At 46.6% G+C, this 25570-nt stretch carries 27 protein-coding genes; 3 read left to right on the top strand and 24 right to left on the bottom strand.

Going from position 1 to position 25570, the window contains the following annotated elements; genetic code table 11:
• Window positions 1-13: 13 nt before the first annotated feature.
• On the bottom strand, window positions 14-916 hold the full coding sequence (punR, locus tag WJM94_RS20835; protein WP_444496092.1) for a DNA-binding transcriptional activator PunR: 903 nt from the start codon (window positions 914-916) through the stop codon (window positions 14-16).
• Between the two features lie 154 nt (window positions 917-1070).
• Between punR and punC the strand changes: the two genes are divergently transcribed.
• Window positions 1071-2276, top strand: a complete 1206-nt coding sequence (gene punC / locus WJM94_RS20830; protein ID WP_444496091.1) for a purine nucleoside transporter PunC — start codon at window positions 1071-1073, stop codon at window positions 2274-2276.
• Between the two features lie 59 nt (window positions 2277-2335).
• On the opposite strand, the gene glmU is transcribed toward punC, so the two are convergent.
• From glmU to WJM94_RS20715, 23 genes are all read right to left on the bottom strand, one after another.
• Complete coding sequence (glmU, locus tag WJM94_RS20825) at window positions 2336-3697, bottom strand: bifunctional UDP-N-acetylglucosamine diphosphorylase/glucosamine-1-phosphate N-acetyltransferase GlmU (protein ID WP_444496090.1); 1362 nt, start codon at window positions 3695-3697, stop codon at window positions 2336-2338.
• Between the two features lie 149 nt (window positions 3698-3846).
• The gene (locus WJM94_RS20820) at window positions 3847-4269 is read right to left on the bottom strand and encodes a F0F1 ATP synthase subunit epsilon (RefSeq protein WP_014233411.1); all 423 of its coding nucleotides are present in this window, start codon (window positions 4267-4269) and stop codon (window positions 3847-3849) included.
• Between the two features lie 18 nt (window positions 4270-4287).
• Window positions 4288-5691, bottom strand: a complete 1404-nt coding sequence (gene atpD / locus WJM94_RS20815; protein ID WP_444496089.1) for a F0F1 ATP synthase subunit beta — start codon at window positions 5689-5691, stop codon at window positions 4288-4290.
• Between the two features lie 35 nt (window positions 5692-5726).
• Window positions 5727-6593: a F0F1 ATP synthase subunit gamma gene (atpG, locus tag WJM94_RS20810; RefSeq protein ID WP_444496088.1), complete on the bottom strand. Its 867-nt coding sequence runs from the start codon at window positions 6591-6593 to the stop codon at window positions 5727-5729.
• A 44-nt stretch (window positions 6594-6637) separates the two neighbouring features.
• Entirely contained in the window at window positions 6638-8179 is a 1542-nt protein-coding gene (atpA, locus tag WJM94_RS20805) for a F0F1 ATP synthase subunit alpha (protein ID WP_444496087.1), read from the bottom strand.
• A 13-nt stretch (window positions 8180-8192) separates the two neighbouring features.
• The gene (atpH, locus tag WJM94_RS20800) at window positions 8193-8726 is read right to left on the bottom strand and encodes a F0F1 ATP synthase subunit delta (RefSeq protein ID WP_444496086.1); all 534 of its coding nucleotides are present in this window, start codon (window positions 8724-8726) and stop codon (window positions 8193-8195) included.
• 14 nt (window positions 8727-8740) lie between these two features.
• Window positions 8741-9211, bottom strand: coding sequence for a F0F1 ATP synthase subunit B (gene atpF / locus WJM94_RS20795; protein ID WP_444496085.1), 471 nt, complete (start codon window positions 9209-9211; stop codon window positions 8741-8743).
• Window positions 9212-9282: 71 nt separating this feature from the next.
• On the bottom strand, window positions 9283-9537 hold the full coding sequence (gene atpE / locus WJM94_RS20790) for a F0F1 ATP synthase subunit C (RefSeq protein WP_002540812.1): 255 nt from the start codon (window positions 9535-9537) through the stop codon (window positions 9283-9285).
• Window positions 9538-9592: 55 nt separating this feature from the next.
• A complete protein-coding gene (atpB, locus tag WJM94_RS20785) occupies window positions 9593-10405 on the bottom strand; it encodes a F0F1 ATP synthase subunit A (RefSeq protein ID WP_444496084.1) in 813 nt (270 codons plus the stop codon).
• Between the two features lie 8 nt (window positions 10406-10413).
• Window positions 10414-10803, bottom strand: a complete 390-nt coding sequence (locus WJM94_RS20780) for a F0F1 ATP synthase subunit I (protein ID WP_444496083.1) — start codon at window positions 10801-10803, stop codon at window positions 10414-10416.
• Window positions 10804-10992: 189 nt separating this feature from the next.
• Complete coding sequence (locus WJM94_RS20775; RefSeq protein WP_444496082.1) at window positions 10993-11874, bottom strand: ParB/RepB/Spo0J family partition protein; 882 nt, start codon at window positions 11872-11874, stop codon at window positions 10993-10995.
• 24 nt (window positions 11875-11898) lie between these two features.
• The gene (locus WJM94_RS20770; protein ID WP_444496081.1) at window positions 11899-12672 is read right to left on the bottom strand and encodes a ParA family protein; all 774 of its coding nucleotides are present in this window, start codon (window positions 12670-12672) and stop codon (window positions 11899-11901) included.
• Between the two features lie 10 nt (window positions 12673-12682).
• Window positions 12683-13318, bottom strand: coding sequence for a 16S rRNA (guanine(527)-N(7))-methyltransferase RsmG (rsmG, locus tag WJM94_RS20765; protein WP_444496080.1), 636 nt, complete (start codon window positions 13316-13318; stop codon window positions 12683-12685).
• Window positions 13318-15213, bottom strand: coding sequence for a tRNA uridine-5-carboxymethylaminomethyl(34) synthesis enzyme MnmG (gene mnmG / locus WJM94_RS20760; RefSeq protein WP_444496079.1), 1896 nt, complete (start codon window positions 15211-15213; stop codon window positions 13318-13320). The genes rsmG and mnmG overlap by 1 nt, the downstream gene beginning before the upstream one ends.
• Window positions 15214-15688: 475 nt before the next feature.
• The gene (gene mioC, locus WJM94_RS20755; protein WP_444496078.1) at window positions 15689-16123 is read right to left on the bottom strand and encodes an FMN-binding protein MioC; all 435 of its coding nucleotides are present in this window, start codon (window positions 16121-16123) and stop codon (window positions 15689-15691) included.
• Between the two features lie 105 nt (window positions 16124-16228).
• Entirely contained in the window at window positions 16229-17590 is a 1362-nt protein-coding gene (gene mnmE, locus WJM94_RS20750; protein ID WP_444496077.1) for a tRNA uridine-5-carboxymethylaminomethyl(34) synthesis GTPase MnmE, read from the bottom strand.
• Window positions 17591-17707: 117 nt separating this feature from the next.
• Window positions 17708-19330 carry a membrane protein insertase YidC gene (gene yidC, locus WJM94_RS20745; protein WP_444496076.1) on the bottom strand — a complete coding sequence of 541 codons (1623 nt, stop codon included), beginning with the start codon at window positions 19328-19330 and terminating at the stop codon, window positions 17708-17710.
• Between the two features lie 2 nt (window positions 19331-19332).
• On the bottom strand, window positions 19333-19590 hold the full coding sequence (gene yidD / locus WJM94_RS20740) for a membrane protein insertion efficiency factor YidD (RefSeq protein WP_444496075.1): 258 nt from the start codon (window positions 19588-19590) through the stop codon (window positions 19333-19335).
• Window positions 19557-19880: a ribonuclease P protein component gene (gene rnpA, locus WJM94_RS20735; RefSeq protein ID WP_020333575.1), complete on the bottom strand. Its 324-nt coding sequence runs from the start codon at window positions 19878-19880 to the stop codon at window positions 19557-19559. Before rnpA ends, yidD begins: the two co-directional genes overlap by 34 nt.
• 46 nt (window positions 19881-19926) lie before the next feature.
• Complete coding sequence (gene rpmH, locus WJM94_RS20730; protein WP_005378825.1) at window positions 19927-20061, bottom strand: 50S ribosomal protein L34; 135 nt, start codon at window positions 20059-20061, stop codon at window positions 19927-19929.
• 241 nt (window positions 20062-20302) lie between these two features.
• Entirely contained in the window at window positions 20303-21040 is a 738-nt protein-coding gene (locus tag WJM94_RS20725) for an amino acid ABC transporter ATP-binding protein (RefSeq protein WP_444496074.1), read from the bottom strand.
• Window positions 21037-21708 (bottom strand): amino acid ABC transporter permease, encoded by a 672-nt coding sequence (locus WJM94_RS20720; RefSeq protein ID WP_444496073.1) that lies wholly within the window; start codon window positions 21706-21708, stop codon window positions 21037-21039. The genes WJM94_RS20725 and WJM94_RS20720 overlap by 4 nt, the downstream gene beginning before the upstream one ends.
• Before the next feature lie 112 nt (window positions 21709-21820).
• Window positions 21821-22567 (bottom strand): amino acid ABC transporter substrate-binding protein, encoded by a 747-nt coding sequence (locus WJM94_RS20715; protein WP_444496072.1) that lies wholly within the window; start codon window positions 22565-22567, stop codon window positions 21821-21823.
• 426 nt (window positions 22568-22993) lie between these two features.
• On the opposite strand from WJM94_RS20715, the gene dnaA reads away from it, so the two are divergent.
• On the top strand, window positions 22994-24400 hold the full coding sequence (dnaA, locus tag WJM94_RS20710) for a chromosomal replication initiator protein DnaA (protein WP_444496071.1): 1407 nt from the start codon (window positions 22994-22996) through the stop codon (window positions 24398-24400).
• Between the two features lie 63 nt (window positions 24401-24463).
• Entirely contained in the window at window positions 24464-25564 is a 1101-nt protein-coding gene (gene dnaN / locus WJM94_RS20705) for a DNA polymerase III subunit beta (RefSeq protein ID WP_444496070.1), read from the top strand.
• Window positions 25565-25570: the final 6 nt, after the last annotated feature.

Below are 25570 nucleotides of genomic sequence, written 5' to 3'. Positions count from 1 at the left end.
GCGAGGTGTTTTTCTATGACTGAAGCCAGTCCTGATGTAATTGATTGGACGATCCTAAATAATCGACCATCCATTGGATCAACTTATGGTTTTCATCTTTACGCCACACCAAACAACATCGACTTAGTGGCTTGTCGTCCGGCAGCACTTTCTCCACCAGCACACCTTCATTGATCAATGGTGTCGCAATATGACGCGGCATGTACCCCACACCTACCCCATTTTTCAGACACTCAATCGCGGCATACCAGTTAGGCAGTAATAAGCGGCGCTGCTGAGCATAATGACCAGTATGACGCTTGGGTAATACACTAGACGTGTCATCAAGACAGATAGCAGGAAACTGGCTGACAAACGCTTCGGTTAATGTCTGCTGACGCACACAGGGATGCGCTGGTGACATAACAAAGGCCCAGTCCAGCATTCCCATGTCTCTGACTTCGAAATCACCGCCAACCGGAATGGCACTAGTCGCACCAACCACGATATCTGCCCGCCCCTGAGCAATCGCTTCCCACGAACCATTAAACACTTCCATGTTGATCTGCAATTCGGCAAATTCAAACTCGCGATAAAAGTCTTCCACCAGAGGCTTTAGCTTTTCCAATTTCACAACGTTATCCAAAGTCAGCTTCAGGGTCGTTTGCCAGCCATGTGCTGCACGGCGCGTCTGTGCTTTCACCTCTTCCATTTGGCGTAACAAAGCGCGCGCTTCTGCCATAAATAGCTCCCCGGCAGGAGTTAGCTCGACCTTTCTTGGCAAGCGACGAAACAACACCACATCCAAATCTTGCTCTACCTGACGCACACCATAACTGATTGCTGAAGGCACTTTGTGCAGAACTTCAGCCGCCGCAGTAAAACTGCCTAACCGGGCAACGGTATCGAGCATTTCTAACGAAGATTTGGAAAACATTGCCATTGACCTTTCAAATTTTTTGATTGATAACGAATAATTTTAACGTTTTATTTTTTATAAATCGAAAAATAGAATGAAAAGGTAAATAAATCAGGGTTGGCGCCAACTGATATTGGTTAAAAAATAATTAAATAATTTGATTGGTTTAATAATGAAAATATCAAAAATACAACTCGTTTATCTTGCAGTATTATCGATGCTTGGCTTCATCGCCACAGACATGTACCTGCCAGCATTTAAAGCAATGGAAGCAGACTTCGCGACAGGGCCGGAACAAATCGCCCTGTCTTTGACCGTATTTTTAGGCGGGATGGCATTTGGTCAGCTTATGTGGGGACTGGCTTCAGATAAGTTTGGTCATCGTAATACTCTGGCAGCAGGCTTAGCCGTATTTACTCTCGCTTCATTTGGTTTAGCGTTCTGCGATCAAGTATGGCAATTACTCACGTTGAGATTTGTTCAGGCGATCGGTGTATGCGCACCAGCGGTGATCTGGCAAGCGATGGTCATTAAACGTTATTCCAGCAGCAGTCAGCAGATATTTGCCACTATCATGCCGCTGGTCGCCCTGTCTCCTGCTCTTGCTCCTCAATTGGGTGTGTTACTTGCGGACAACTTTGGCTGGCACAGTATTTTTATCGCTTTAACGCTGGTGGGCGTATTACTTGTCGCCGCAACCATGATGCAAAAAGACGAAAAAGCGGAAGTAAAACAAACCAGCATCTCATCTGATATTAAAACTCTGCTGGGGTCGAAAACTTACCTCGGCAACGTGATTATGTTTGCCACCGCATCTGCTGCGTTTTTTGCTTACCTAACCGGCATGCCGGAAATCATGGCTCAACTGGGCTACGAAGCAAAAGACATTGGTCTGAGCCTTATTCCACAAACCATCGCCTTTATGGCTGGTGGCTACCTAGGCAAAGTGGGTGTGCGCAAATATGGCGACAAAAACGTTTTGCGCCAGCTGATCGGTCTGTTTAGCGTTGCGGCGCTGATGGTGTTCGTCGCGTCACAATGGACGTTAACCTCTATATGGCCAATTCTGGCACCTTTCTGCCTTATCGCGGTTGCAAACGGTGCGCTTTATCCTATTGTGGTTAACCGAGCTCTGGAGAGTGCTCAGCAAAGCCCAGCGACAGCAGCTGGCTTGCAAAATAGCCTGCAGATCTGTGTCAGTAGTCTGGCCAGCGCTTTCGTTGCCGCGATGGCCAGTCAGGCTCAGTCAATCACTGGTATCGCGATTGTCATCTGCATGGGCGGTTTATGGATGGGCTACATTCTGTCAAACCGAGAGCTGGCAAAGCACTTTGCCACACCCGACAATGCTCGCGTTGTTAGTGAAAAAGAAAGCTAAATACAACAAAGCCGCTCATAGTAAGCGGCTTTGATTCAATTTATCAGCAAAATCGTGAGTTATTTCTTTTTAACCGGACGCTGCCAGCCAGTAATTTTGCGCTCTTTCGCACGAGTGATCACTAACTCACCTTCAGCTACATCTTTGGTAAGCGTCGTACCCGCACCAATAGTTGCACCATCAGCGATAGTCACTGGCGCCACCAGCTGACTGTCCGAACCAACAAAAACGTCATTGCCGATGATAGTTTTGAACTTGTTTGCACCGTCGTAGTTACACGTAATCGTGCCAGCGCCAATGTTGGTGCGTTGACCAATTTCAGCGTCGCCCAGATAAGTCAGGTGGTTGGCCTTAGAACCTTCACCAATACGGGCATTTTTCACTTCCACGAAGTTGCCTACGTGAGAGTCGTTACGCAGCTCAGCGCCAGAGCGAAGGCGAGTAAATGGACCTACCGTACACTCTTCACCGACGGTCGCGCCTTCAATTACGCTGTATGGACGAACGATGGTATTGTCATCGATTTCGCAATCTTTCAGAACACAACCCGCGCCGATAACAACATTATCACCCAATGATACGGTACCTTCGATGATTACGTTGACATCGATTTCACAGTCCATACCACATTGCAGCTCACCACGTAGGTCAAAACGCGCTGGATCACGCAGCATTACACCCTGCTCCAGCAGCTTTTGCGCCTGCATGGATTGGAAAGCACGCTCCAAACGAGCAAGTTGAGCACGGTCATTGACGCCTTCAACTTCAATCGCATTAACTGGGTGCACCGCTTCCACCGCACGACCTTCATCATGTGCTGCTGCGATGATGTCAGTCAGGTAGTATTCGCCCTGCGCATTGTTGTTGTTAAGACCCGACAACCAGCGCTTCAGGTCACCACCTGTTGCGACCATCACACCGGTGTTGATTTCTTTAATCAGTTTTTGTTCTTCGCTCGCATCTTTCTGCTCAACGATAGCCACCACCGGACCATTCTTACGTACGATACGGCCGTAGCCCATCGGGTTATCCAGAACAACTGTCAGTAGTGCGATACCACCCGTTGGTTGTGCATCAAGCAGGCTCTCAATGGTTTCCGCAGAAATCAGTGGTACATCCCCGTACAGGATCAGTACTTTTTCATCATCTTCGAATTGTGCTGAAGCCTGATCTACCGCATGACCAGTACCTAACTGCTCAGCTTGAAGTACCCAGCTAACAGGCTCGTCAGCAAGCGTCTGCTGCATTTGCTCACCACCGTGACCATACACCAGATGAATGTTTTGCGCGCCCAGACCTGTACATGTATCGATCACATGTTTTGCCATTGGCTTCCCTGCCAAAGTGTGTAGCACTTTAGGCATGTTCGAGTACATACGGGTTCCTTTTCCCGCAGCCAGAATAACAGCACTGAATTTCATTAATAACCTATTGACGTTCTTTATGTAGTTGGCAGATATTTTAGACAGCTTGAAGGGATAAGTTAATGGCGAGAGGTCAATTTCCGATTAAAAATAATCAAAAAGGCGACCATTTGGCCGCCTTTTTCATGCAACGTTGCTAATTGAGCTTAGCGACGCTTTTTAGTCAGCTCGATAACTCGTAGCTGAGCAATGGCTTTAGCCAGTTCACTGGCCGCTTGTGCGAAGTCCATATCGCCATGCTGATTCTGGATATTCTCCTCAGCACGACGCTTAGCTTCTTCTGCCTTCGCTGCGTCTAGATCTTCACCACGAATCGCAGTATCAGCGAGTACTGTAGCAGTACCCGGCTGAACTTCGACCATACCACCAGAGACATAAATGAACTCTTCGTGGCCGTGCTGTTTCACAATACGCACCATACCAGGCTGAATAGCGGTCAGAAGCGGAGTATGGCCATGGAAAATACCAAGCTCACCTTCGCTACCGGTCACCTGAAACGTTTCTACACGACCAGAGAAAATACGTTTCTCAGCGCTTACTACGTCTAGATGAAAGGTTATTGGTGCCATATCGCCTCCTAGTTAGCCTTATAGCTTCTTAGCATTCTCAATAGCATCTTCGATGCTACCGCAGTACATAAATGCCTGCTCTGGAATGTCATCGTATTCACCAGCTAGTAGACCTTTGAAGCCACGTAGAGTCTCTTTAAGAGGTACGTAAACACCTGGGTCACCTGTAAATACTTCCGCTACGTGGTAAGGCTGAGTTAGGAAACGCTCAATCTTACGTGCACGAGATACAACTTGCTTATCTGCTTCAGACAGCTCGTCCATACCTAGAATCGCAATGATGTCTTTCAGCTCTTTGTAGCGCTGAAGTGTCTGCTGAACGCCACGAGCGATGTCGTAGTGCTCTTGACCTACTACTAGTGGGTCTAGCTGACGAGACGTTGAATCTAGTGGGTCGATCGCTGGGTATAGACCCATTGCTGCGATGTTACGGTTAAGTACAACCGTTGCATCCAAGTGCGCGAACGTTGTTGCTGGAGACGGGTCAGTCAAGTCATCCGCAGGTACGTATACTGCCTGTACAGACGTGATAGAACCTTGCTTAGTTGACGTGATACGCTCCTGTAGTACACCCATCTCTTCTGCAAGAGTTGGCTGGTAACCTACCGCAGAAGGCATACGACCTAGAAGTGCTGATACCTCAGTACCTGCAAGCGTGTAACGGTAGATGTTATCAACGAACAGAAGTACGTCACGACCTTCGTCACGGAAACGTTCTGCCATTGTTAGACCAGTCAGTGCAACACGTAGACGGTTGCCTGGTGGCTCATTCATCTGACCGTAAACCATCGCTACTTTAGATTCTTCAGGCTTCTCAACGTTTACAACGCCCGCTTCCTGCATCTCAAAGTAGAAATCGTTACCTTCACGAGTACGCTCACCAACACCAGCAAATACTGATAGACCTGAGTGTTGAAGTGCGATGTTGTTGATAAGTTCCATCATGTTAACGGTCTTACCTACACCTGCACCACCGAATAGACCGATTTTACCACCCTTCGCGAATGGACAAACCAAGTCGATTACTTTAACACCAGTTTCTAGTAGAGCTGTTTCGTTTGATTGCTCTTCGTAGCTTGGTGCTTCACGGTGAATAGAGTAAGTCTCTTCTGCACCGATTTCACCACGCTCGTCAATCGCGTCACCTAGAACGTTCATGATACGACCTAGGGTCTTAGTACCTACTGGTACTGAAATTGGAGCGCCAGTATTTACTACTTCAACTCCACGACGTAAACCATCAGAGCTACCCATTACGATACAACGAACTACGCCACCGCCTAGCTGTTGTTGAACTTCAAGAACTAGACGCTCTTTTGAGTCCGTTACGTTTAGAGCGTCATATACACTAGGTACATCGCTCTGTGGGAACTCTACGTCGACTACCGCACCGATGATCTGTACGATCTTACCTGTAGCCATCGTTAATCCTCTAAACTATTTCGTTTTACCTAAGCTTAAACCGCAGATGCACCACCAACGATTTCCGACAGTTCTTGTGTGATCGCAGCCTGACGGGCTTTGTTGTACACAAGTTCTAGATCTTCAATCAAGTTGGTTGCGTTATCCGTTGCAGCCTTCATCGCAATCATTCGAGCCGCTTGCTCACAAGCAAGGTTCTCAACCACACCTTGGTATACCTGAGACTCTACGTAACGCACTAGTAGCGTATCCAGTAGAGGTTTTGGCTCAGGCTCATAGATGTAGTCCCATGAGTGCTCACGCTGCATCTCTTTGCTGTCCGATTTAGGCAAAGGTAGCAATTGATCGATCGTTGGTTGCTGAACCATAGTGTTCACAAACTTGTTGAACACTACGTATAGACGGTCCAGTTCACCTTCATCGTATTTCTTTAGCATTACGCCAACAGAACCGATTAGGTCTTCCAGGCTTGGATTATCACCAAGACCAGAAACCTGTGCCGCAACTTTTGCGCCACCATGTTTAAAGAAACCTGTTGCTTTCGAGCCAATTACTGCCAGCTCAATTTCAGCACCTTTCTCTTTCCATGTTTTCATATCTGTAACGGCTTTCTTGAACACATTAATGTTCAAACCACCACACAGACCACGGTCTGTCGAAACGATGATGTAACCAACACGTTTAGCTTCACGCTCTTCTAGGTACGGATGACGGTACTCTAGATTTGCATTAGCCACGTGACCGATCACTTTACGCATTGTTTCAGCGTATGGACGAGAAGCTTCCATTGCGTCTTGAGAACGACGCATTTTTGAAGCTGCTACCATTTCCATCGCTTTCGTAATTTTCTGCGTGCTTTTAACACTACCGATTTTATTACGTATCTCTTTTGCGCCGGCCATCGTTACTCTCCGTTAGTTGGTGGCAGAAACTGCCACCGACCTAATTACCAAGTTTGGGTTGCTTTGAAGTCGTCAGTCAGTTTCTTCAACTGAGCTTCGATTTCATCGTTGTAAGCACCAGACTTGTCGATCTCAGCTGCTAGTTCAGCGTATTGACCGCGAGCGTACGATAGTAAAGCCGCCTCGAAATCTAGAACTTTGCTAAGTTCTACATCGTCAAGGTAACCGCGCTCTGCTGCGAAGATAGTTAGCGCTTGGTCAAATACAGACATTGGAGCGTACTGCTTCTGCTTCATTAGTTCTGTAACTTTTTGACCATGGTCTAGCTGTTTCTTCGTCGCTTCATCAAGATCAGAAGAGAACTGAGCAAATGCTGCTAGTTCGCGGTATGCAGCTAGTGCTGTACGGATACCACCTGATAGCTTCTTGATGATTTTCGTCTGAGCCGAACCACCTACACGAGATACTGAGATACCTGGGTCAACAGCTGGACGTACACCTGCGTTGAATAGCTCAGTTTGTAGGAAGATCTGACCATCGGTAATCGAGATTACGTTAGTCGGTACGAATGCTGAAACGTCACCTGCTTGAGTTTCGATGATAGGAAGAGCAGTCAAAGAACCAGTCTTACCTTTCACTTCACCGTTAGTGAAACGCTCTACGTACTCTTCGCTTACACGAGCTGCACGCTCTAGTAGACGAGAGTGGAGGTAGAATACGTCACCCGGGAATGCCTCACGGCCTGGTGGACGTTTAAGTAGTAGAGAGATCTGACGGTAAGCTACCGCTTGCTTAGATAGATCATCGTAAACAATCAGAGCATCTTCACCGCGATCGCGGAAGTATTCACCCATCGCACAACCTGCGTATGGCGCTAGGTATTGAAGCGCTGCAGATTCAGAAGCAGATGCAACAACAACGATAGTGTTAGCTAGCGCGCCGTGCTCTTCTAGTTTGCGAACTACGTTAGCGATAGTCGATGCTTTCTGACCGATTGCTACGTAGATTGAGAAAATACCAGAGTTTTTCTGGTTGATAATCGCATCGATCGCCATTGCTGTTTTACCAGTCTGACGGTCACCGATTACTAGCTCACGCTGACCACGACCGATTGGGATCATTGAGTCAACTGATTTGTAACCAGTTTGTACAGGTTGGTCTACCGATTTACGGTCGATTACACCTGGTGCGATTACTTCTACAGGCGAAGTCATTTTCGCTTCGATTGGACCTTTACCATCGATAGGCTCACCCAGCGTGTTTACTACGCGGCCTAGTAGCTCTGGACCAACTGGCACTTCAAGAATGCGGCCAGTACCTGTAACTTTCATGCCTTCCTTAAGGTCAGCATATGGGCCCATTACTACCGCACCAACCGAGTCACGCTCAAGGTTAAGTGCTAGTGCATAACGGCCACCCGGTAATTCAATCATTTCACCTTGCATCACGTCCGCTAGGCCGTGGATGCGGATGATACCATCGCTTACCGATACGATAGTACCCTCGTTGCGAGCTTCACTAACAATATCGAAAGATTCGATACGCTGTTTGATCAGATCGCTGATTTCCGTGGAATTAAGTTGCATGCTCCAATCCCCATTAAGACTGCAATGCATCGCTCAGGCGGTTCAAACGACCACGCGCTGAGTCATCGATGACTAGGTCTCCGGCTCGAATAATAACCCCACCAAGTAGGGTCTCATCTACGCTGCAATTCAGCTTCACTTTACGTTCAAGACGTGCTTCAAGTTTGCTGCCAATCTTTGCAAGTTGTTCATCAGTAAGCTCTGATGCTGAAATTACTTCAACATCAATTTCTTTCTCATGCTCTTTCTTCAGAATGAAGAATTGCTCACAAACATCAGGAAGGGCCGTTAAACGACCATTCTCAGCCATCACCTTCAGAAGGTTTTGACCATTTGCATCAACTTGTTCACCACAAACTGCAACAAAAATCTCTGCCATTTTTTCAGCAGAGAATGAGCTGGTTAGTAGCTCACTCATTTGTTCGTTTTTGGCAACTTCAGCAGCAAAAGACAGCATTTGACCCCATTGGTCTAGTTGGTCTTTTTCTACCGCAAAGTCGAAAGCTGCTTTAGCATAGGGGCGTGCGATTGTAGTCAAATCAGACATATGCGCCCCCAGACTTAAAGTTTTGCAGTAATGTTGTCAAGAATATCTTTTTGCGCTTCTTTATCGATAGTACGCTCAAGGATTTTCTCAGCACCAGCTACAGCCAGAGTAGCAACTTGTTTGCGCAGCTCATCGCGTGCACGATTACGTTCAGCTTCAAGTTCAGCTTCTGCTTGCGTTAGGATTTTCTGGCGTTCTGCCTGAGCTTCCTCGCGAGCTTCTTCTAGAATTTGAGACTTACGCTTGTTCGCTTGCTCGATGATCTCAGTTGCTGTGCGCTTCGCTTCTTTCAATTGATCAGAAGCGTTGGCTTGTGCTAGATCCAAGTCTTTAGCAGCACGTTCAGCTGCTTGAAGACCGTCAGCGATTTTCTTCTGACGTTCTTCGATCGCTTGCATCAATGGTGGCCATACATACTTCATGCAGAACCACACAAATAGTGCGAACGAGATTGCTTGACCTAGCAGAGTTGCGTTTATGTTCACAACAGCTACCCCTCTATTTGGACTTAGTGTTAATCAGTGACAAGCCTAAGCTCGCCCCGAGTTAAAGGTGATTAACCTAGTTGACCAACGAATGGGTTTGCAAATGTGAATAGTAGCGCGATTACGATACCGATCATTGGAACCGCATCAAGTAGACCTGCGATGATGAACATCTTAACTTGTAGCATAGGAGCCATTTCTGGTTGACGTGCTGCACCTTCTAGGAATTTACCACCTAGCAGTGCGAAACCAATCGCTGTACCAAGAGAAGCAAGACCGACGATAATACCTACGGCGATTGCAGAAAAGCTCAGTAAAGTTTCCATTACTATCTCCAATTTATAGTTGTTGGCTTAGTGCCCAAATAAAAAGCTAAAAAAATTAATGATCAGGATCTTCGTGTGCCATTGACAGGTAAACAATTGTCAACATCATGAATACGAAGGCTTGAATCGTAATAACCAAGATATGGAAGATTGCCCACGGTAGGGAACCCATCCATTGTAAGTACCATGGTAGCATTGCCGCACAAAGAATGAATACAACCTCACCCGCGAACATGTTACCGAATAGACGCATACCAAGTGATAGAGGTTTCGCAAGTAGCGATACCACTTCAATCAGTAGGTTAAACGGAATCATCAGTGGGTGATTGAATGGATGTAGTGCAAGTTCTTTTGCGAATCCACCTAGACCTTTCACTTTGATGCTGTAGAAAATCATCAATGCAAAAACGCCTAGAGCCATAGCCATGGTGATATTCACATCAGCAGAAGGTACAACCTTAAGATAAGGAATACCAAGCCAATGCTCTGCTGGGTATGGTAAGAAGTCGATAGGAACTAAGTCCATCACGTTCATTATAAATACCCAACAAAAGATAGTCAGTGCTAAAGGCGCGATCAGTGGGTTGCGTCCATGGAACGTATCTTTGACGTTATCAGCGACAAATTCAACGATCATTTCTACAGCACACTGAAGCTTACCTGGTACACCCGCTGTTGTTCTCTTCGCTACTTTGTAAAAGATTCCGAGGAAAATTAAACCAGTAAACCAAGAAAAAAACAGGCTATCGATATGTACGTTCCAGAAACTTGTCTCCTCCGCAACTAAACCTAACTTGTATAACGATAGGTTAGAAAGGTGGTGGGCAATGTAACCGGACGATGTTAGCGCTTCACCTGGCGCAGCCATAACTCATCCTATTTTTTGTTGTTAATGAATAGCACTGGTGCAAAGATATTAATACCTAGTACCAGCAAATAGGTTAGTTTGAGGGGAACAAGTTCCACCTGCATATACATGTAGGCAACATAGAACAGTGCAACCGTGATGAGAATTTTCAGTACTTCGCCCGTATAGAAGGAGGCAGCGATGCGCTTGGCAGCGCGAGCTCCACTAAACATGAAAGCACATAACGCGAATACTGCATTGGCAATGACAAAAATGCCCCCACCAATCAACGCTGAAAGTCCCCAATCAGGATTTACGGCCACCGCCATTCCTGCAGCCACAAAAATAACCGCGCCAGACTCGATCATTAACAATTGCCTTGCAAGCTCTCGTCCTGGTCTAGCTAACGCAGCTACCATGTATTCGTACCTCTAGTAATATCCACTTCGCACTAAACTCTCTGTGCAGTGAAATTGGCGAAAATTATACGTTCAGTCCAACCGAATGCAATTAAATTGCATCAAAAACTTACAGTTTTGTTTACAAAACGACAACTTTCGCACAAAATTCGAATTATTCAGTTTATTGACCTAAATCAATTATCTCATTTAGGCTTCAAGCTTGGCAATAAGTTGGTCTAATTTGTGAGGCTCATCAATACTTATCGTCAATTTAGCTTTTCCATTTGCAGAACGAACCAGAGAAACTTTAGCGTCAAGCATTTGGCTTAATTTATGCGACATTTGCACAGCTTCGGTATCTTCTTGTTGAGCTTTTTGCTCATTCTGTGGGGCTAAGCACTTTTTTACTAACTGTTCGGTTTGACGAACAGTCATCTGTTTCTTCGCAACTTGCTGAGCTACTTCAACTTGCTGCTCACCTTCCAGTGCCAATAGTGCTCGAGCATGACCCATCTCAAGCTTTTTCTGCGCAACCAGGCTTTTGACTTCAAGCTCAAGCTGATTCAGACGCAGCAAGTTGCTCACCGTGGTTCTTGACTTACCAATCACATCAGCCACTTGCTGGTGCGTTAAGACAAACTCGTCTTGCAGACGCTCAAGAGCCTGAGCCTCTTCAATAACATTGAGATCTTCACGTTGGATGTTTTCAATTAACGCCATTGCAATCGCAGCGCGATCTTCAACCTTTTTAACTAAACAAGGGACACGCTTAAGTCCAGCTTGCTTAGCCGCGCGCCAACGACGCTCACCCGCAATGATTTCGAATTGGCCACTGGCGACCTGACGAACCACTATCGGTTGAATAATGCCTTGAGATTGAATTGAGGCCGCCAGCTCTTCGAGCGCTTCCGGTGCCATATCTTTACGCGGTTGGTAGACACCCGGTTGCAATTGAGCAATCGCTATTTCAGTTAACTCACCATCAACCGATAAGGCTTGGCTTTGCGATGCAATGTGCTGTTTTTCACGAGCAAATGAACTGGTCGACAACAACGCATCCAGTCCTTTTCCTAGACCACGCTTAGACATGGGATTGAATTCCTTAGGTTAGAGTTAAACTGGAAGCTCTTCACGGCGCAGCATCTCACCCGCAAGAGCAAGATACGCTTTGGCACCAGCAGAGTACTTATCGTAGTACATGGCTGGTTTACCGTGACTTGGCGCTTCAGCCAAACGTACGTTACGCGGGATAACCGTGCGATACACTTTGGTACCAAAGTGTTTTTTAAGTTGGTCAGATACTTCGTTCGATAAGCGGTTGCGCGGATCGTACATAGTCCGCAATAAACCTTCAATTTTGAGGTTTTCATTCACCACGGCAGCTAATTTGCTGATCGTATCCATCAGAGCAGTTAAACCTTCTAACGCAAAGTATTCACATTGCATTGGCACCAGCACTGAGTCAGCTGCAGCCATAGCATTGATTGTAAGAAGGTTTAGAGAAGGGGGACAATCGATAAAGATGAAATCATAGTTATCACGAACTGATGCTAAGGCATTTTTCAAACGAACTTCGCGTGCAAACACTTCCATCAGTTTGATTTCTGCGGCCGTCACATCACCGTTTGCCGCGATAAGATCATACTTACCGCTCGTTTCGGTGCACACAACTTGGTCAAACGGCGCTTCTTCAACAAGAAGATCATATGCCGTGGCATCAACCATATACTTATCAACACCACTGGCCATCGTAGCATTGCCTTGAGGATCGAGATCGATAACCAAAACTTTGCGCTTTGTTGCCGCCATCGAAGCCGCTAAGTTAATGCACGTTGTTGTTTTGCCGACCCCACCTTTCTGGTTGGCGATTGCTACAATTTTACCCACGATTACCTCGCTAATTATCCTTGCGCGATAAGACTACTAGATGACGATCCCCTTCTAACTCAGGAACCATCAAAGATATGACCTCGCTCACATAACACCACTCAGGAAGCTGATCTATTTCATCTTTAGGGTGCTGACCTTTCAATGCAAGAAATAATCCATTTTCCTGTTTCGGCAGATGATGACACCATTCCACCATATCTGTCATTGAAGCAAAAGCACGACTTAGAACACCATCAAATTTTTCTTCAGGCTGGAACTCTTCCACACGACTTTGAATTGGCGTCACATTTTTTAGACCTAAGGCATGTACCACTTGCTTGATGAAGCGGATACGCTTACCTAAGCTGTCCAGCAAGAAGAAGGTCTTGTCAGGGTTCATGATAGCGAGTGGAATCCCAGGCAGCCCAGGACCAGTGCCGACATCAATAAATCGCTCACCTTGCAAGTGAGTACTAACCACTATGCTATCAAGGATATGTTTCACTAACATCTCAAGCGGATCACGTACCGACGTTAAATTGTAGGCTTTGTTCCACTTATCGAGCAGTTCGACGTATCCGACTAACTGCTCGCGTTGTTTATCTGAAACCTCTAAATCGGTTTGAGCAATCAGAGCATCTAACTTAGTTCGTAGTGCACTCATTACTCTTCCTCACCTTTTTTGAGCAATCCTTGTTTCTTCAGGTGTACCAGAAGAATTGAAATTGCCGCAGGCGTAATACCCGAAATGCGAGACGCAATACCAATGCTTTCAGGTTTGGCTTCGCTCAGCTTCGCTACCACTTCGTTCGATAAGCCTTTCACGTCTTTGTAGTTCAAATCCGCAGGTAGCTTAGTGTGTTCGTGGCGAAGCGATTTTTCGATCTCTTCTTGCTGACGCTTAATGTAACCGTCGTATTTCACTTGGATTTCAACTTGCTCAGCGGCTTGCTGATCGTCCATTGCCGGAGCGAACGCATCCAATTGAGTTAACTGAGCATAGGAGATCTCCGGGCGACGCAGAAGATCTTCACCACTGGCTTCGCGAGCCATTGGGGTTTTAAGCAATTTGTTTAATTCGTCGATACCCGCCGAGTTTGGATTCATCCACGTCGCCTTCAGACGCTGACGCTCGGTTTCCATGTTATCGATTTTTTGGTTGAAACGCGCCCAACGAACGTCATCAACAAGTCCAAGCTCACGTGCTTTTTCTGTCAAACGTAAATCGGCATTGTCTTCACGAAGCAACAGACGGTACTCGGCGCGAGAGGTAAACATACGGTACGGTTCTTTAGTACCCATTGTTGATAGATCATCAATCAATACGCCCATGTAAGCCTGGTCACGACGTGGGCTCCAGCCTTCTTTGTCCTGACTGTACAAACTTGCGTTCAGACCCGCCATCAAACCTTGAGCAGCCGCTTCTTCGTAACCGGTTGTGCCGTTAATCTGGCCCGCAAAGAACAATCCGCTAATAAACTTGGTTTCGTAAGTCTGTTTTAGATCTCGTGGGTCAAAGAAATCGTACTCAATCGCGTAACCTGGACGCACGATATGCGCGTTCTCAAAGCCCTTCATTGAGCGAACGATTTGTACCTGAACGTCAAATGGCAAGCTGGTGGATATACCATTTGGATAAAGTTCGTTGGTTGTTAAACCTTCTGGCTCAATAAAAATCTGGTGACTATTTTTATCCGCAAAACGCATTACTTTGTCTTCGATAGACGGACAGTAACGCGGACCAATACCTTCGATAACGCCAGCATACATCGGGCTACGATCGAGGTTATTGCGGATCACATCATGTGTTTTTTCATTCGTATGAGTAATGAAACATGGGATTTGACGCGGGTGCTGCTCACGCTTGCCCAAGAATGAAAACACAGGAGTTGGATTATCACCGTGTTGCTCTTCCAGCACAGAAAAATCAACTGAACGAGCATCAATACGTGGTGGTGTACCTGTTTTCAGGCGATCAACCCGGAACGGAAGTTCACGAAGACGATCCGCAAGCGCGATCGATGGTGGATCACCAGCTCGGCCACCAGAAGAACTTTCCATACCAATGTGGATCTTACCACCCAGGAAAGTACCTACCGTCATGACCACCGCTTTGGCATGGAATTTCAGCCCCATCTGGGTCACAACGCCAACCACGCGATCCTGGTCAACAATCAGATCGTCGACCGATTGTTGGAACAATGTCAGGTTAGGTGCATTTTCTAATGCGCTGCGTACATACGCTTTGTAAAGGGCGCGATCAGCCTGAGCACGTGTAGCTCGTACCGCTGGCCCCTTAGAGGCATTAAGTGTGCGGAACTGAATACCTGCATGGTCGATAGCTTGTGCCATCAGACCGCCCATAGCATCCACTTCTTTTACTAAGTGACCTTTACCGATACCACCAATCGCCGGATTACAAGACATCTGGCCTAATGTATCGATGTTATGGGTAAGGAGAAGAGTTTTTTGTCCTGTACGTGCAGATGCGAGTGCGGCTTCCGTTCCTGCGTGTCCGCCACCAACAACAATGACGTCAAAGTTTTCGTGATAAAGCATGAACCGACCTCAGGTATTCAAAGGATTTATTGGACAGATAAAGGAGCAGTATTTTACCTGCTTTATGCCGGAGAGAAAATCGTTTTCTCGCTTTATCCGTTTTAAGCTTCAAGATAAATATATATAAGATCTATATATATGATCTTTTATTAGATCTATTATTAGGATCGACGTCTTCTGTGGATAACCTAAAAATGATCAACAAGATCATGGATCTTCTTTGGATCATATCTTGTGATCTTGCTTGGATCTGATCGAGGATTAGCTGGGATCAAAATAGGTGGTTATACACAGGGGGTAAAAACGATCAAAGTTGTTATTGGGATAACTAAAGGAAAATCACTGGATCTTCTCTTACTTATCCACAGATAGATTGGGTGTTTTTTGACCGTTTGAGAAAAAATAACAGGGGAAGTTATTCACATGATGGTTAGCAGAGCCGCAAAGCGACTCTGAAAGCGGTGGAGTCGGGAGGTTAGAATCGCTCGATATGTTCTTTTAGCCATTCTTCAGCGGCATCTTCCGGTACTGTGTGGCTAAGGACATCAATCTTCAAGCAGTCAGCAATCGGGGTCGCACCGATGTCTTCCAGTAAATCATACGCATGCTGGCCAGCAGCACAGAACGTATCATAGCTTGAGTCACCAATGGCAATCACAGCAAACTTCACATCCGTCATCTTAGGTGGTGTATTCTGCAGTGCGGCGATAAAAGGCTGAATGTTATCTGGGTATTCGCCTGCACCATGTGTTGAGGTGATGATCAGCCAGGTACCTTGATTATCAATTGACGCTAGCTCTGGCTGGTTGTGGATCGTCGTTTCAAATCCGTTCTCAATGAGGAGATCACTCAGGTGATCACCCACGTATTCAGCGCCACCTAGGGTACTGCCTGTAATAATGTGGATCATTTGTCTTCCTTATAAAGCCATACCTGTGCTCGTACATAGAGTTGTTGAGCGGGAGTACAAAAAGAAACGCGGTGGCAAGCTTAAGCTTAACACCGCGAGTTTTTATTATTTGCCGATACAGAATGAAGAGAAGATGCGGCCGAGCAGGTCGTCTGAGCTGAACTCCCCGGTAATCTCGTTCAGATGCTGCTGAGTGATGCGTAGCTCTTCAGCGAGTATCTCACCAGCCATATAGCCTTCAAGCTGCTCCTGACCGATTTGCAGGTGCTGAGCAGCACGTTCTAACGCGTCTAAGTGGCGACGACGAGCCATAAAGCCACCTTCGGTGTTACCTGAGAAGCCCATGCACTCTTTTAGATGCGCGCGCAATGCATCGACGCCAGCACCTGTTTTTGCCGATAGTCGGATCAGAGTGGGGTTATTCACATGACAGATCCCCATCTCTTCACTGGTTTGATCCGCTTTGTTACGGATCACTGTCATACCAATATTGTTTGGAAGGCGATCGACAAAGTCAGGCCAGATGTCTTTAGGATCGGTGGCATCGGTTGTGGTGCCGTCAACCATAAACAGAACTCGGTCAGCTTGAGCGATTTCATCCCATGCGCGTTCGATACCAATTTTTTCGACTTCATCGGAAGCATCACGCAGACCTGCAGTATCGATGATGTGAAGAGGCATACCATCAATGTGGATGTGTTCTCTCAGTACGTCACGCGTGGTACCCGCGATATCGGTCACGATAGCTGACTCTTTACCGGACAGCGCGTTCAGCAGGCTGGATTTACCGGCATTTGGACGACCCGCGATGACAACCTTCATACCCTCACGCATAATCGCGCCCTGGTTCGCTTCACGACGTACAGCGTCAAGATTATCGATAATCGTCTGTAGATCTCCGGCGACTTTGCCGTCGGCGAGAAAATCAATTTCTTCTTCCGGGAAGTCGATGGCGGCTTCCACATAGATACGCAGATGAATCAGTGATTCCACCAGCGTCTGAATGCGCAGAGAGAACTGGCCTTGTAGCGATTGTAGTGCGGATTTTGCTGCTTCTTCTGAGCTGGCATCAATCAGGTCTGCAATGGCTTCTGCTTGGGTCAGATCCATTTTATCGTTGAGGAATGCTCGTTCTGAGAACTCACCCGGACGCGCGGCGCGCACACCATCAATACCCAGAATGCGTTTAATCAGCATATCCATCACGACAGGGCCGCCGTGGCCTTGCAGTTCCAGTACATCTTCACCAGTGAAAGAGTGTGGGTTAGGGAAGTACAGAGCGATGCCCTGATCAAGCACAGTGCCGTTTTCTGCCTGGAATGAAAGATATTCTGCGTAACGAGGTTTGAGAGTTTTGCCCGTTACTTCCTGAGCCACCAGACTGGCCTTGGGGCCGGAAACACGAATAATGCCGACACCGCCACGACCTGGCGCGGTCGCTTGAGCGACAATCGTATCTGTAGTCATAATCTTGCCTTTTGAGCTGGGCTCAACTGAGCCATAACCATTTGTTAGCTGAATTGTAATCAGCCAAAAACAAAAAGGCGACCTTTTGGCCGCCTTTCTCTATCAATTCCAAAAGGATTACTTGGTGTGTAAGCCTTTTTTCTCTAATCCTTTGTAGATCAGAGTTTGCTGGATAAGCGTAACGATGTTCGACACCAACCAGTACAGAACCAGACCTGATGGAAAGAACAAGAAGAAGAAGGTAAACATAACCGGCATAAAGGTCATGATCTTCTGCTGCATTGGATCCGTTACTGTTGTCGGGCTCATCTTCTGGATTAGGAACATTGAAGCACCCATCAGCAGTGGCAGGATGTAGTATGGGTCCTGCGCTGAAAGGTCATGAATCCAACCGAAGAACGGTGAGTGACGTAGCTCAACTGATTCCATCAGTGCCCAGTATAGAGAGATGAAGATAGGCATCTGTAGAACAAGAGGTAAACAGCCACCTAATGGGTTCACTTTCTCTTTCTTGTACAGCTCCATCATTTCTTGGCTCATACGCTGACGGTCATCACCGATACGCTCACGCATTGCTTGCAGCTTAGGCTGTAGCATGCGCATTTTCGCCATAGAGGTGTACTGAGCTTTAGTCAGTGGGTACATTGCACCACGAACCACGAAGGTCAACAGCATGATTGCCAAACCCCAGTTAGACACAAAGCCATGAATCATCGACAGTAGCCAGTGTAGCGGCTTCGCGATAAACCATAGCCAGCCGTAATCCACAACTAGGTCCAGGTTAGGAGCAACGACAGCCATATCGTCTTGCAGTTTTGGACCAATCCATAGTGTTGCTTCAAACTTCGCTTGGTCGCCATTTGCGATAGTTTTGTTTGGCATACGTACGCCGATGTCAGCCAGATTACCAATTACACGAGTGTAAAGGTTGGTACCTGGTTCGTTGCGTGGAATCCAAGCTGTAGCAAAGTAGTGTTGGATCATCGCTGCCCAACCTTGGCCATCTGCCAGATTGATAGACAGGTTGCGATCCTGCATATCGTCAAAGCTGTATTTCTTGTAGCGAGTATCTTCAGTTGAGTAAGCACCGCCACGGTATGTTGGCATTGTGATGCTGCCGCCATCGTCCATCACGTTTTGACGAAGGTGAGCGTACATACCGAATGTTGCGTTGTTACCCGAGTTGTTAACTACATCGTATTCAACGTTAAGTGCGTAGCTGCCGCGCTTAAAGATGTAAGTCTTCGAGTATTCAATGCCGTTTGCCGCGAAAGTCATCGGAACGCGCAGTTCGTCTTGGCCTTCAGCCAGAGTGAAGTTCTCTGCACTTACAGTGTATTGAGGGCGGTTAGTACTGCTAAGGTCGATACCTTGAGGACCAACAAGACCACTTTGTGCGATGAACTGGTGGCCTTGTGTATCTTTAAGCAGAACAAATGGGTCTGAAGAATCTAGTTCAGCAGCGTATTTATTTAGGTCGGCATGTACCACATCGCCACCAACGGTGTCGATCGACAGAGTTAAAACATCAGTCGTTACTGTGATAGTTTTTGCAGAAGCTTGCTGGTGACCAGGAGCTGGGTCGAGTTCATCAGCAAAAGATGGTGCAGGTAGACTGCTGTTTGATTGAGCCTGTTCAATAGCTTGAGGTTCTGGATTCTTCGCTACTTGCCATTGTTGAAACAGCAAGAAAGAAACCAGGGCCAAAGCGATGAGCAGGATATTACGTTGAGAATCCATCGTTAGTTATCTCTGTCTTGTTTTTGGACTGGTGGAACGGGGTCATACCCCCCTTCATTCAAAGGGTGGCATTTTAATAGACGTCTGCCTGATAACCAACATCCTTTTACAAAACCGTGAGCTCTCAAAGCTTCTAGCGCGTAAGTGGAGCAAGTTGGTGTGAACCGGCAACGAGGACCAATCAAAGGGCTGATAAACCAGCGATAAAGATAAACGAGCCCAATGGCTATCCACGTGAAGGGCGAGACAGGCGTTGCCATAGCTTATCAAACAATTTAAATAATTCCTCATTGCTTAAATCTTGCGCGCTTTTCTTCGCGATCACAACAAAATCTTTGTTTGGAAGCTGATGTTGTTTATTACGAAAGCTTTCACGTGCCAAGCGCTTAAATCGATTGCGACCTACGGCAGTTTTTATCTGCTTTTTCGGAACAGCCAGACCTAATCGTGGATGAGAAAGGGTGTTATTGCGAGCAATGATGGTGAAATGAGGCGAGCCAGCTCGATGAGCTTGCTGGAAGACGTTTTGATAATGCTCGGGAGTTAACAAGCGTAACTCCCGATTAAACGCGTACGTGTTCAAAATAAACTAGCGATTATTTTGATAGGCGCGCACGGCCTTTTGCACGACGTGCGTTGATAACTTTACGACCGTTCTTAGTTGCCATGCGAGCACGGAAGCCGTGAGTACGCTTGCGCTTTAGAACTGTAGGTTGAAAAGTGCGTTTCATGATAATTACCTTTACTGATCAGTAGTTTTAGGTTCTTGTTAAACCCGGCGTGGGCACATGCTTTCTTATATAAAGAAGCTCTTTACATAGAGAAGGCAACCGACGCCTCTCAACAAAGAGGCGGAATTGTAATCACACTCACATTATGTGTCAATGACTCAATGCGTATGAAATTCCGGCCGGGCGATTATACGTAGTGTGAGTAAAATCTCAAGGATCAATCGATCCTGATGCTTGATCGTTACTCTATTCCAACTTGGTTAAGGAATTTTTTCAAACGAGGATCTTGTGGATTATCGAAAATATCCTGTGGAGAACCTTGTTCAACAATGTTGCCTTCGGCCATGAAGATCACTCTATCCGCCACTTCTTTGGCAAATTGCATTTCGTGCGTGACCACCAGCATGGTTTGATGTTGGTTGGCCAATTTCTTCATTAAAGACAATACTTCGCCGACCCATTCAGGATCGAGTGCAGAAGTCGGTTCATCGAAGAGCAGCAGTTCTGGCTGCAATGCCATAGCGCGGCCAATACCAACACGTTGCTGCTGACCACCAGATAGTGCGGCAGGGTAGCTGTCGCCTTTTTCCCCGAGGCCAATATCGTCCAGAATCTGCTGAGCACGTTGTAGTGCCTGGTCTTTTTTCCAACCGCGAACGGTAACCAGACCCTCGGCAATATTCTGGCGTGCTGTCATATGAGCAAACAGTGCATAGTTTTGGAAGACGAAACCCGTTCGGCGACGTAAAGCCAGCACTTCTGCTTTAGTATGGTGATTTACGTCGACAGAGATATCATCAATGGTGATACGGCCTTCATCAGCTTGTTCTAAAAAGTTGACCGTGCGCAGCAGGGTTGATTTACCGGTTCCGCTGGAGCCGATAATAACAATGATCTCACCTTGTTTGATGTTGAGATCGATGCCTTTCAGCACTTCTGTCTCACCAAAACGCTTATGAATATTCTCTAATTTGATCATCGTACATACGCCTTATTCAGTTTCAATTCTGCCCAAGTTTGTACTCGGGTTAGAATCACCACCACACCCCAGTAAATAAGCGCGACCGCGAGGAAAGCTTCAAAGAAGCGAAAGCTTGAAGACGCTTCCATTTGCGCTTTGGCCATGATTTCTGCCACACCTAGCGTAAAGGCGAGAGAAGTCGATTTAATCATATCGATGAAGTAGTTCATCAGTGACGGCAGAGCAACACGAGTTGCTTGTGGCAAAATTACCCGACGCATCGCCTGTGGCGTCGTCATCCCCACCGATAAGCTGGCTTCCATCTGGCTGCGGTCAATGCCGATGATAGCAGCACGAATACTCTCTGCCATATAAGCTGCAAAGTGGAGGGTTAAGCCGATCACTGCAGCGGAGAATGCATCGATACCAACCATGACAGGGAAGATTTGAGGCAAGCCGTAATAAAGCAGGAAAAGTTGTACTAAAAGCGGAGTACCACGGAAGAAGCTGATGTACAGTTGGCTCAATTGGTCGAGAACGGGTAGCTTAAATACGCGAATGTTAGCCAAAATTACGGCTAAAATCAGTGAAAACACCAATCCCCATGTGGCCATTTCCATCGTTGTGCCAAGATATTTGAGTAATATCGGCAGCAATTCCAACATGTAATTAAAATCAAATCCCATATGGCTTTCCTGAAGGCTAGAGAAAAGAAAAGGTGGAAAACAACGTTCCACCTTCCCGTAAATTTATACTGGTGGGGAGGGTATCTCTCCGCACCTTATATTTCAAAGTGTTTTATTTGGTGATGTCAGCACCAAACCACTTCACTGAGATCTTCTCAACGGTACCATCGGCACGCATCTCTGCCAGTGCTTTATTAACTTCTGCTTGCAGTTGACGACCTTTTTCGTTGTCGACAAATGGCCATGCATTCTGAATAGTTTCAAATGGTTCGCCTGCTAATTCTAGTGGCAGACCTGTCTTTTTAATCAGTTCCAGAGCGGATAGACGATCCATTACAAAAGCGTCTGCACGACCCAGAGCGACATCGTGTTCGATACCTGTGTCGTAAGTCTTGATGTTGATTTTTCCATCTTTATCGTATTGACGAAGCAGTTGTTCAAAGTTTGAACCTAGGTTTACCGCAACCGTCTTGCCTGCAAGATCGTCGATACCTTTGATGCTGTCGTTACCTTTACGTACGGTAATTTGTGCTCCGTCAATCACGTATGGGTCAGCAAACAGATACTTCGCTTTGCGCTCGTCAGTCATCGTGATTTGGTTTGAGATAGTATCGATTCGACCAGTTTCCAGCAGACCAAACAGCCCCGAAAAGTTTGCCGTGACGTATTCGATCTTGTAATCGTTGCGTTTACCGATCTCGTCCCACATATCGACTTCAAAGCCTTGTAGCTTATCTTGCTTAACAAATGTGAACGGGAAGTAACGACCAGACATACCTACTTTTACTTCTGTTGCTGCTTGAACAGTTGCTGCCGATAGTGCGATAGCCGCTACAGCAACCTTAATCCAGTTTTTCATCTTAAATCTCCACAATTTTATGGTTAGATATACTACTGTTGGTTCACTCAATTAAATAATAACCAAGTGCAATAATCTAGATCTGGGCGTAATAAGTTAACAAATGTTTCAAATAATAATAAGTTTATTCACAGGTCTGGTGAAATACGATCTCAACTAGAAATTAAGATCGAAAAAATAGCGGTCGAAATAAAATAATACACAGAGTTATCACCAATCAGTCGATCGGGGCAATTTTGCCCAATTGTGGATCAATGTGTGGGCAAAGTTGGGGCAAGGTGTGTTGATCTCACCAAGTTTGGCGAAATAATTGTGAATAACTTAGATCTTATTCACTGGATCGTCGATCAAGTGCTGGCGATCTTGGTTATCAACAGGTAAAATTGCCAGTCTTTTCCGACAATCCAATTACTCCGTGGGGGCACCGTGTCATCTTCGCTTTGGCTGCAATGTTTGCAGCAGCTTCAAGAAGAGCTACCAGCAACAGAATTCAGCATGTGGGTTCGTCCGCTACAAGCGGAGCTCAATGACAATACTCTCACTCTATTCGCGCCAAACCGTTTCGTGTTGGACTGGGTGCGTGACAAGTATCTGAACAGCATTACTCGCTTACTGCAGGAATTCTGCGGTAATGACATCCCAAGCTTACGTTTTGAAGTAGGCAGCCGCCCGGTCTCCGCGCCTAAGCCGGCACCGACGCGTACGCCAGCGGATGTGGCTGCTGAATCCTCGGCTCCGGCCCAGTTGCAGGCTCGTAAGCCAGTGCATAAAACCTGGGATGATGACGCACAAGCAATCGCGGACATCAACCACCGCTCGAACGTGAACCCAAAACACAAGTTCAACAACTTTGTAGAAGGTAAGTCGAACCAGTTGGGTTTGGCTGCAGCACGTCAGGTATCGGATAACCCGGGCGCAGCTTACAACCCGTTGTTCCTTTACGGTGGTACCGGTCTGGGTAAAACTCACCTGCTGCACGCAGTAGGTAACGCAATTGTGGATAACAACCCGAACGCGAAAGTGGTGTACATGCATTCTGAGCGTTTCGTGCAGGACATGGTTAAGGCACTGCAAAATAACGCGATCGAAGAGTTTAAGCGCTACTACCGCAGTGTGGATGCATTGCTTATCGATGATATTCAATTCTTTGCTAATAAAGAGCGTTCGCAGGAAGAGTTCTTCCATACCTTCAACGCGTTGTTAGAGGGTAACCAACAGATCATCCTAACTTCTGACCGTTATCCAAAAGAGATCAGTGGGGTAGAAGATCGTCTGAAATCTCGTTTCGGCTGGGGTCTGACTGTTGCGATCGAACCACCTGAGCTGGAAACTCGCGTAGCGATTTTGATGAAGAAGGCAGAAGATCACCAAATTCACCTGGCAGACGAAGTGGCATTCTTTATTGCTAAGCGTCTGCGTTCAAACGTTCGTGAGCTGGAAGGCGCACTGAACCGCGTCATCGCGAATGCTAACTTCACTGGTCGTCCAATCACGATTGATTTTGTACGTGAAGCGCTGCGCGATCTACTAGCGCTGCAAGAAAAGCTGGTCACCATCGACAATATTCAGAAAACGGTGGCGGAATACTACAAAATTAAAGTGGCAGATTTGCTGTCTAAGCGTCGTTCTCGCTCTGTTGCGCGTCCTCGTCAGCTGGCGATGGCACTGGCAAAAGAGCTGACTAACCACAGCTTACCTGAAATTGGTGATGCGTTTGGCGGACGTGACCATACTACGGTTCTGCATGCGTGTCGCAAGATTGAACAGCTACGTGAAGAGAGCCACGATATTAAGGAAGATTACTCTAACTTGATTCGCACCCTGTCTTCTTAATCGGTTAGAATAACGGTATTCTAAGCAAATCATTTTTTGAGCTGACAGCGTAAAGAGCCAAGCATGAAATTTACTATTGAACGTAGTCATTTAATCAAACCGCTACAACAGGTTTCGGGCGCTTTGGGTGGCCGACCAACCCTGCCTATTCTGGGCAACCTACTGATGAAAGTAGAAGAGAACGTGCTATCAATGACCGCAACCGATCTGGAAGTGGAACTGGTCAGCAAAGTGACTCTGGAAGGGGATTTTGAAGCGGGCAGCATTACCGTTCCTTCTCGTAAGTTTCTCGATATCTGTCGTGGCTTGCCAGACGACGCGATCATTACTTTTGTACTGGAAGGCGATCGCGTACAAGTTCGTTCTGGCCGCAGCCGTTTCTCATTAGCCACGCTACCTGCGAATGACTTCCCGAACATTGAAGACTGGCAAAGTGAAGTTGAAGTATCACTTAGCCAAGCGGAATTGCGCACACTGATTGACAAAACTCAGTTCTCGATGGCAAATCAGGACGTGCGTTACTACCTCAATGGTATGTTGTTTGAAGTTGATGGTACAACGTTACGTAGCGTTGCCACCGATGGCCACCGTATGGCGGTATCACAAACAGAACTGGGCGCAGATTTCGCTCAAAAGCAAATCATTGTGCCACGTAAAGGTGTCCAGGAATTAGTTAAGCTCATGGACGCACCTGAGCAGCCTGTCGTTTTGCAAATTGGTAACTCGAATGTGCGTGCTGAAGTGAACAACTTTATCTTCACTTCTAAGCTGGTTGATGGTCGTTTCCCTGACTATCGCCGTGTATTGCCACAAAATACCAACAAAACCTTAGTCGCAAGCTGTGATGAGTTGCGTCAGGCATTTTCACGTGCTGCGATTTTATCAAATGAAAAGTTCCGTGGCGTGCGAGTCAATCTGGCAGATACGGAAATGCGCATTACGGCCAACAACCCAGAACAAGAAGAAGCTGAAGAGATGCTGGACGTCAGCTTTGATGGTGAACCGATCGAAATCGGCTTCAACGTCAGCTACGTTCTGGATGTGCTGAATACGCTACGTTGTGAAAATGTGCGCGTGTCGATGTCGGATGCCAATGCAAGTGCGCTGATTGAAAATGCCGACGATGACAGTGCCATGTACGTGGTGATGCCAATTCGTCTATAAGCGAAC

The organism is Vibrio sp. YIC-376 (genome assembly GCF_052353105.1).
Classification (GTDB): Bacteria; Pseudomonadota; Gammaproteobacteria; order Enterobacterales; family Vibrionaceae; genus Vibrio.
Note: the sequence above shows the minus strand (reverse complement) of the source record. Positions and strands in the feature narration are given on the sequence as shown.

Bases quoted from the DNA above. Each gene is read 5' to 3' on its own strand.
- punR (WP_444496092.1), bottom strand. From the start codon at position 916: ATGTTTTCCAAATCTTCGTTAGAAATGCTCGATACCGTTGCCCGGTTA.
- punC (WP_444496091.1), top strand. From the start codon at position 1,071: ATGAAAATATCAAAAATACAACTCGTTTATCTTGCAGTATTATCGATG.
- glmU (WP_444496090.1), bottom strand. From the start codon at position 3,697: ATGAAATTCAGTGCTGTTATTCTGGCTGCGGGAAAAGGAACCCGTATG.
- WJM94_RS20820 (WP_014233411.1), bottom strand. From the start codon at position 4,269: ATGGCACCAATAACCTTTCATCTAGACGTAGTAAGCGCTGAGAAACGT.
- atpD (WP_444496089.1), bottom strand. From the start codon at position 5,691: ATGGCTACAGGTAAGATCGTACAGATCATCGGTGCGGTAGTCGACGTA.
- atpG (WP_444496088.1), bottom strand. From the start codon at position 6,593: ATGGCCGGCGCAAAAGAGATACGTAATAAAATCGGTAGTGTTAAAAGC.
- atpA (WP_444496087.1), bottom strand. From the start codon at position 8,179: ATGCAACTTAATTCCACGGAAATCAGCGATCTGATCAAACAGCGTATC.
- atpH (WP_444496086.1), bottom strand. From the start codon at position 8,726: ATGTCTGATTTGACTACAATCGCACGCCCCTATGCTAAAGCAGCTTTC.
- atpE (WP_002540812.1), bottom strand. From the start codon at position 9,537: ATGGAAACTTTACTGAGCTTTTCTGCAATCGCCGTAGGTATTATCGTC.
- atpB (WP_444496084.1), bottom strand. From the start codon at position 10,405: ATGGCTGCGCCAGGTGAAGCGCTAACATCGTCCGGTTACATTGCCCAC.
- WJM94_RS20780 (WP_444496083.1), bottom strand. From the start codon at position 10,803: ATGGTAGCTGCGTTAGCTAGACCAGGACGAGAGCTTGCAAGGCAATTG.
- WJM94_RS20775 (WP_444496082.1), bottom strand. From the start codon at position 11,874: ATGTCTAAGCGTGGTCTAGGAAAAGGACTGGATGCGTTGTTGTCGACC.
- rsmG (WP_444496080.1), bottom strand. From the start codon at position 13,318: ATGAGTGCACTACGAACTAAGTTAGATGCTCTGATTGCTCAAACCGAT.
- mnmG (WP_444496079.1), bottom strand. From the start codon at position 15,213: ATGCTTTATCACGAAAACTTTGACGTCATTGTTGTTGGTGGCGGACAC.
- mioC (WP_444496078.1), bottom strand. From the start codon at position 16,123: ATGATCCACATTATTACAGGCAGTACCCTAGGTGGCGCTGAATACGTG.
- mnmE (WP_444496077.1), bottom strand. From the start codon at position 17,590: ATGACTACAGATACGATTGTCGCTCAAGCGACCGCGCCAGGTCGTGGC.
- yidC (WP_444496076.1), bottom strand. From the start codon at position 19,330: ATGGATTCTCAACGTAATATCCTGCTCATCGCTTTGGCCCTGGTTTCT.
- yidD (WP_444496075.1), bottom strand. From the start codon at position 19,590: ATGGCAACGCCTGTCTCGCCCTTCACGTGGATAGCCATTGGGCTCGTT.
- rpmH (WP_005378825.1), bottom strand. From the start codon at position 20,061: ATGAAACGCACTTTTCAACCTACAGTTCTAAAGCGCAAGCGTACTCAC.
- WJM94_RS20725 (WP_444496074.1), bottom strand. From the start codon at position 21,040: ATGATCAAATTAGAGAATATTCATAAGCGTTTTGGTGAGACAGAAGTG.
- WJM94_RS20720 (WP_444496073.1), bottom strand. From the start codon at position 21,708: ATGGGATTTGATTTTAATTACATGTTGGAATTGCTGCCGATATTACTC.
- WJM94_RS20715 (WP_444496072.1), bottom strand. From the start codon at position 22,567: ATGAAAAACTGGATTAAGGTTGCTGTAGCGGCTATCGCACTATCGGCA.
- dnaN (WP_444496070.1), top strand. From the start codon at position 24,464: ATGAAATTTACTATTGAACGTAGTCATTTAATCAAACCGCTACAACAG.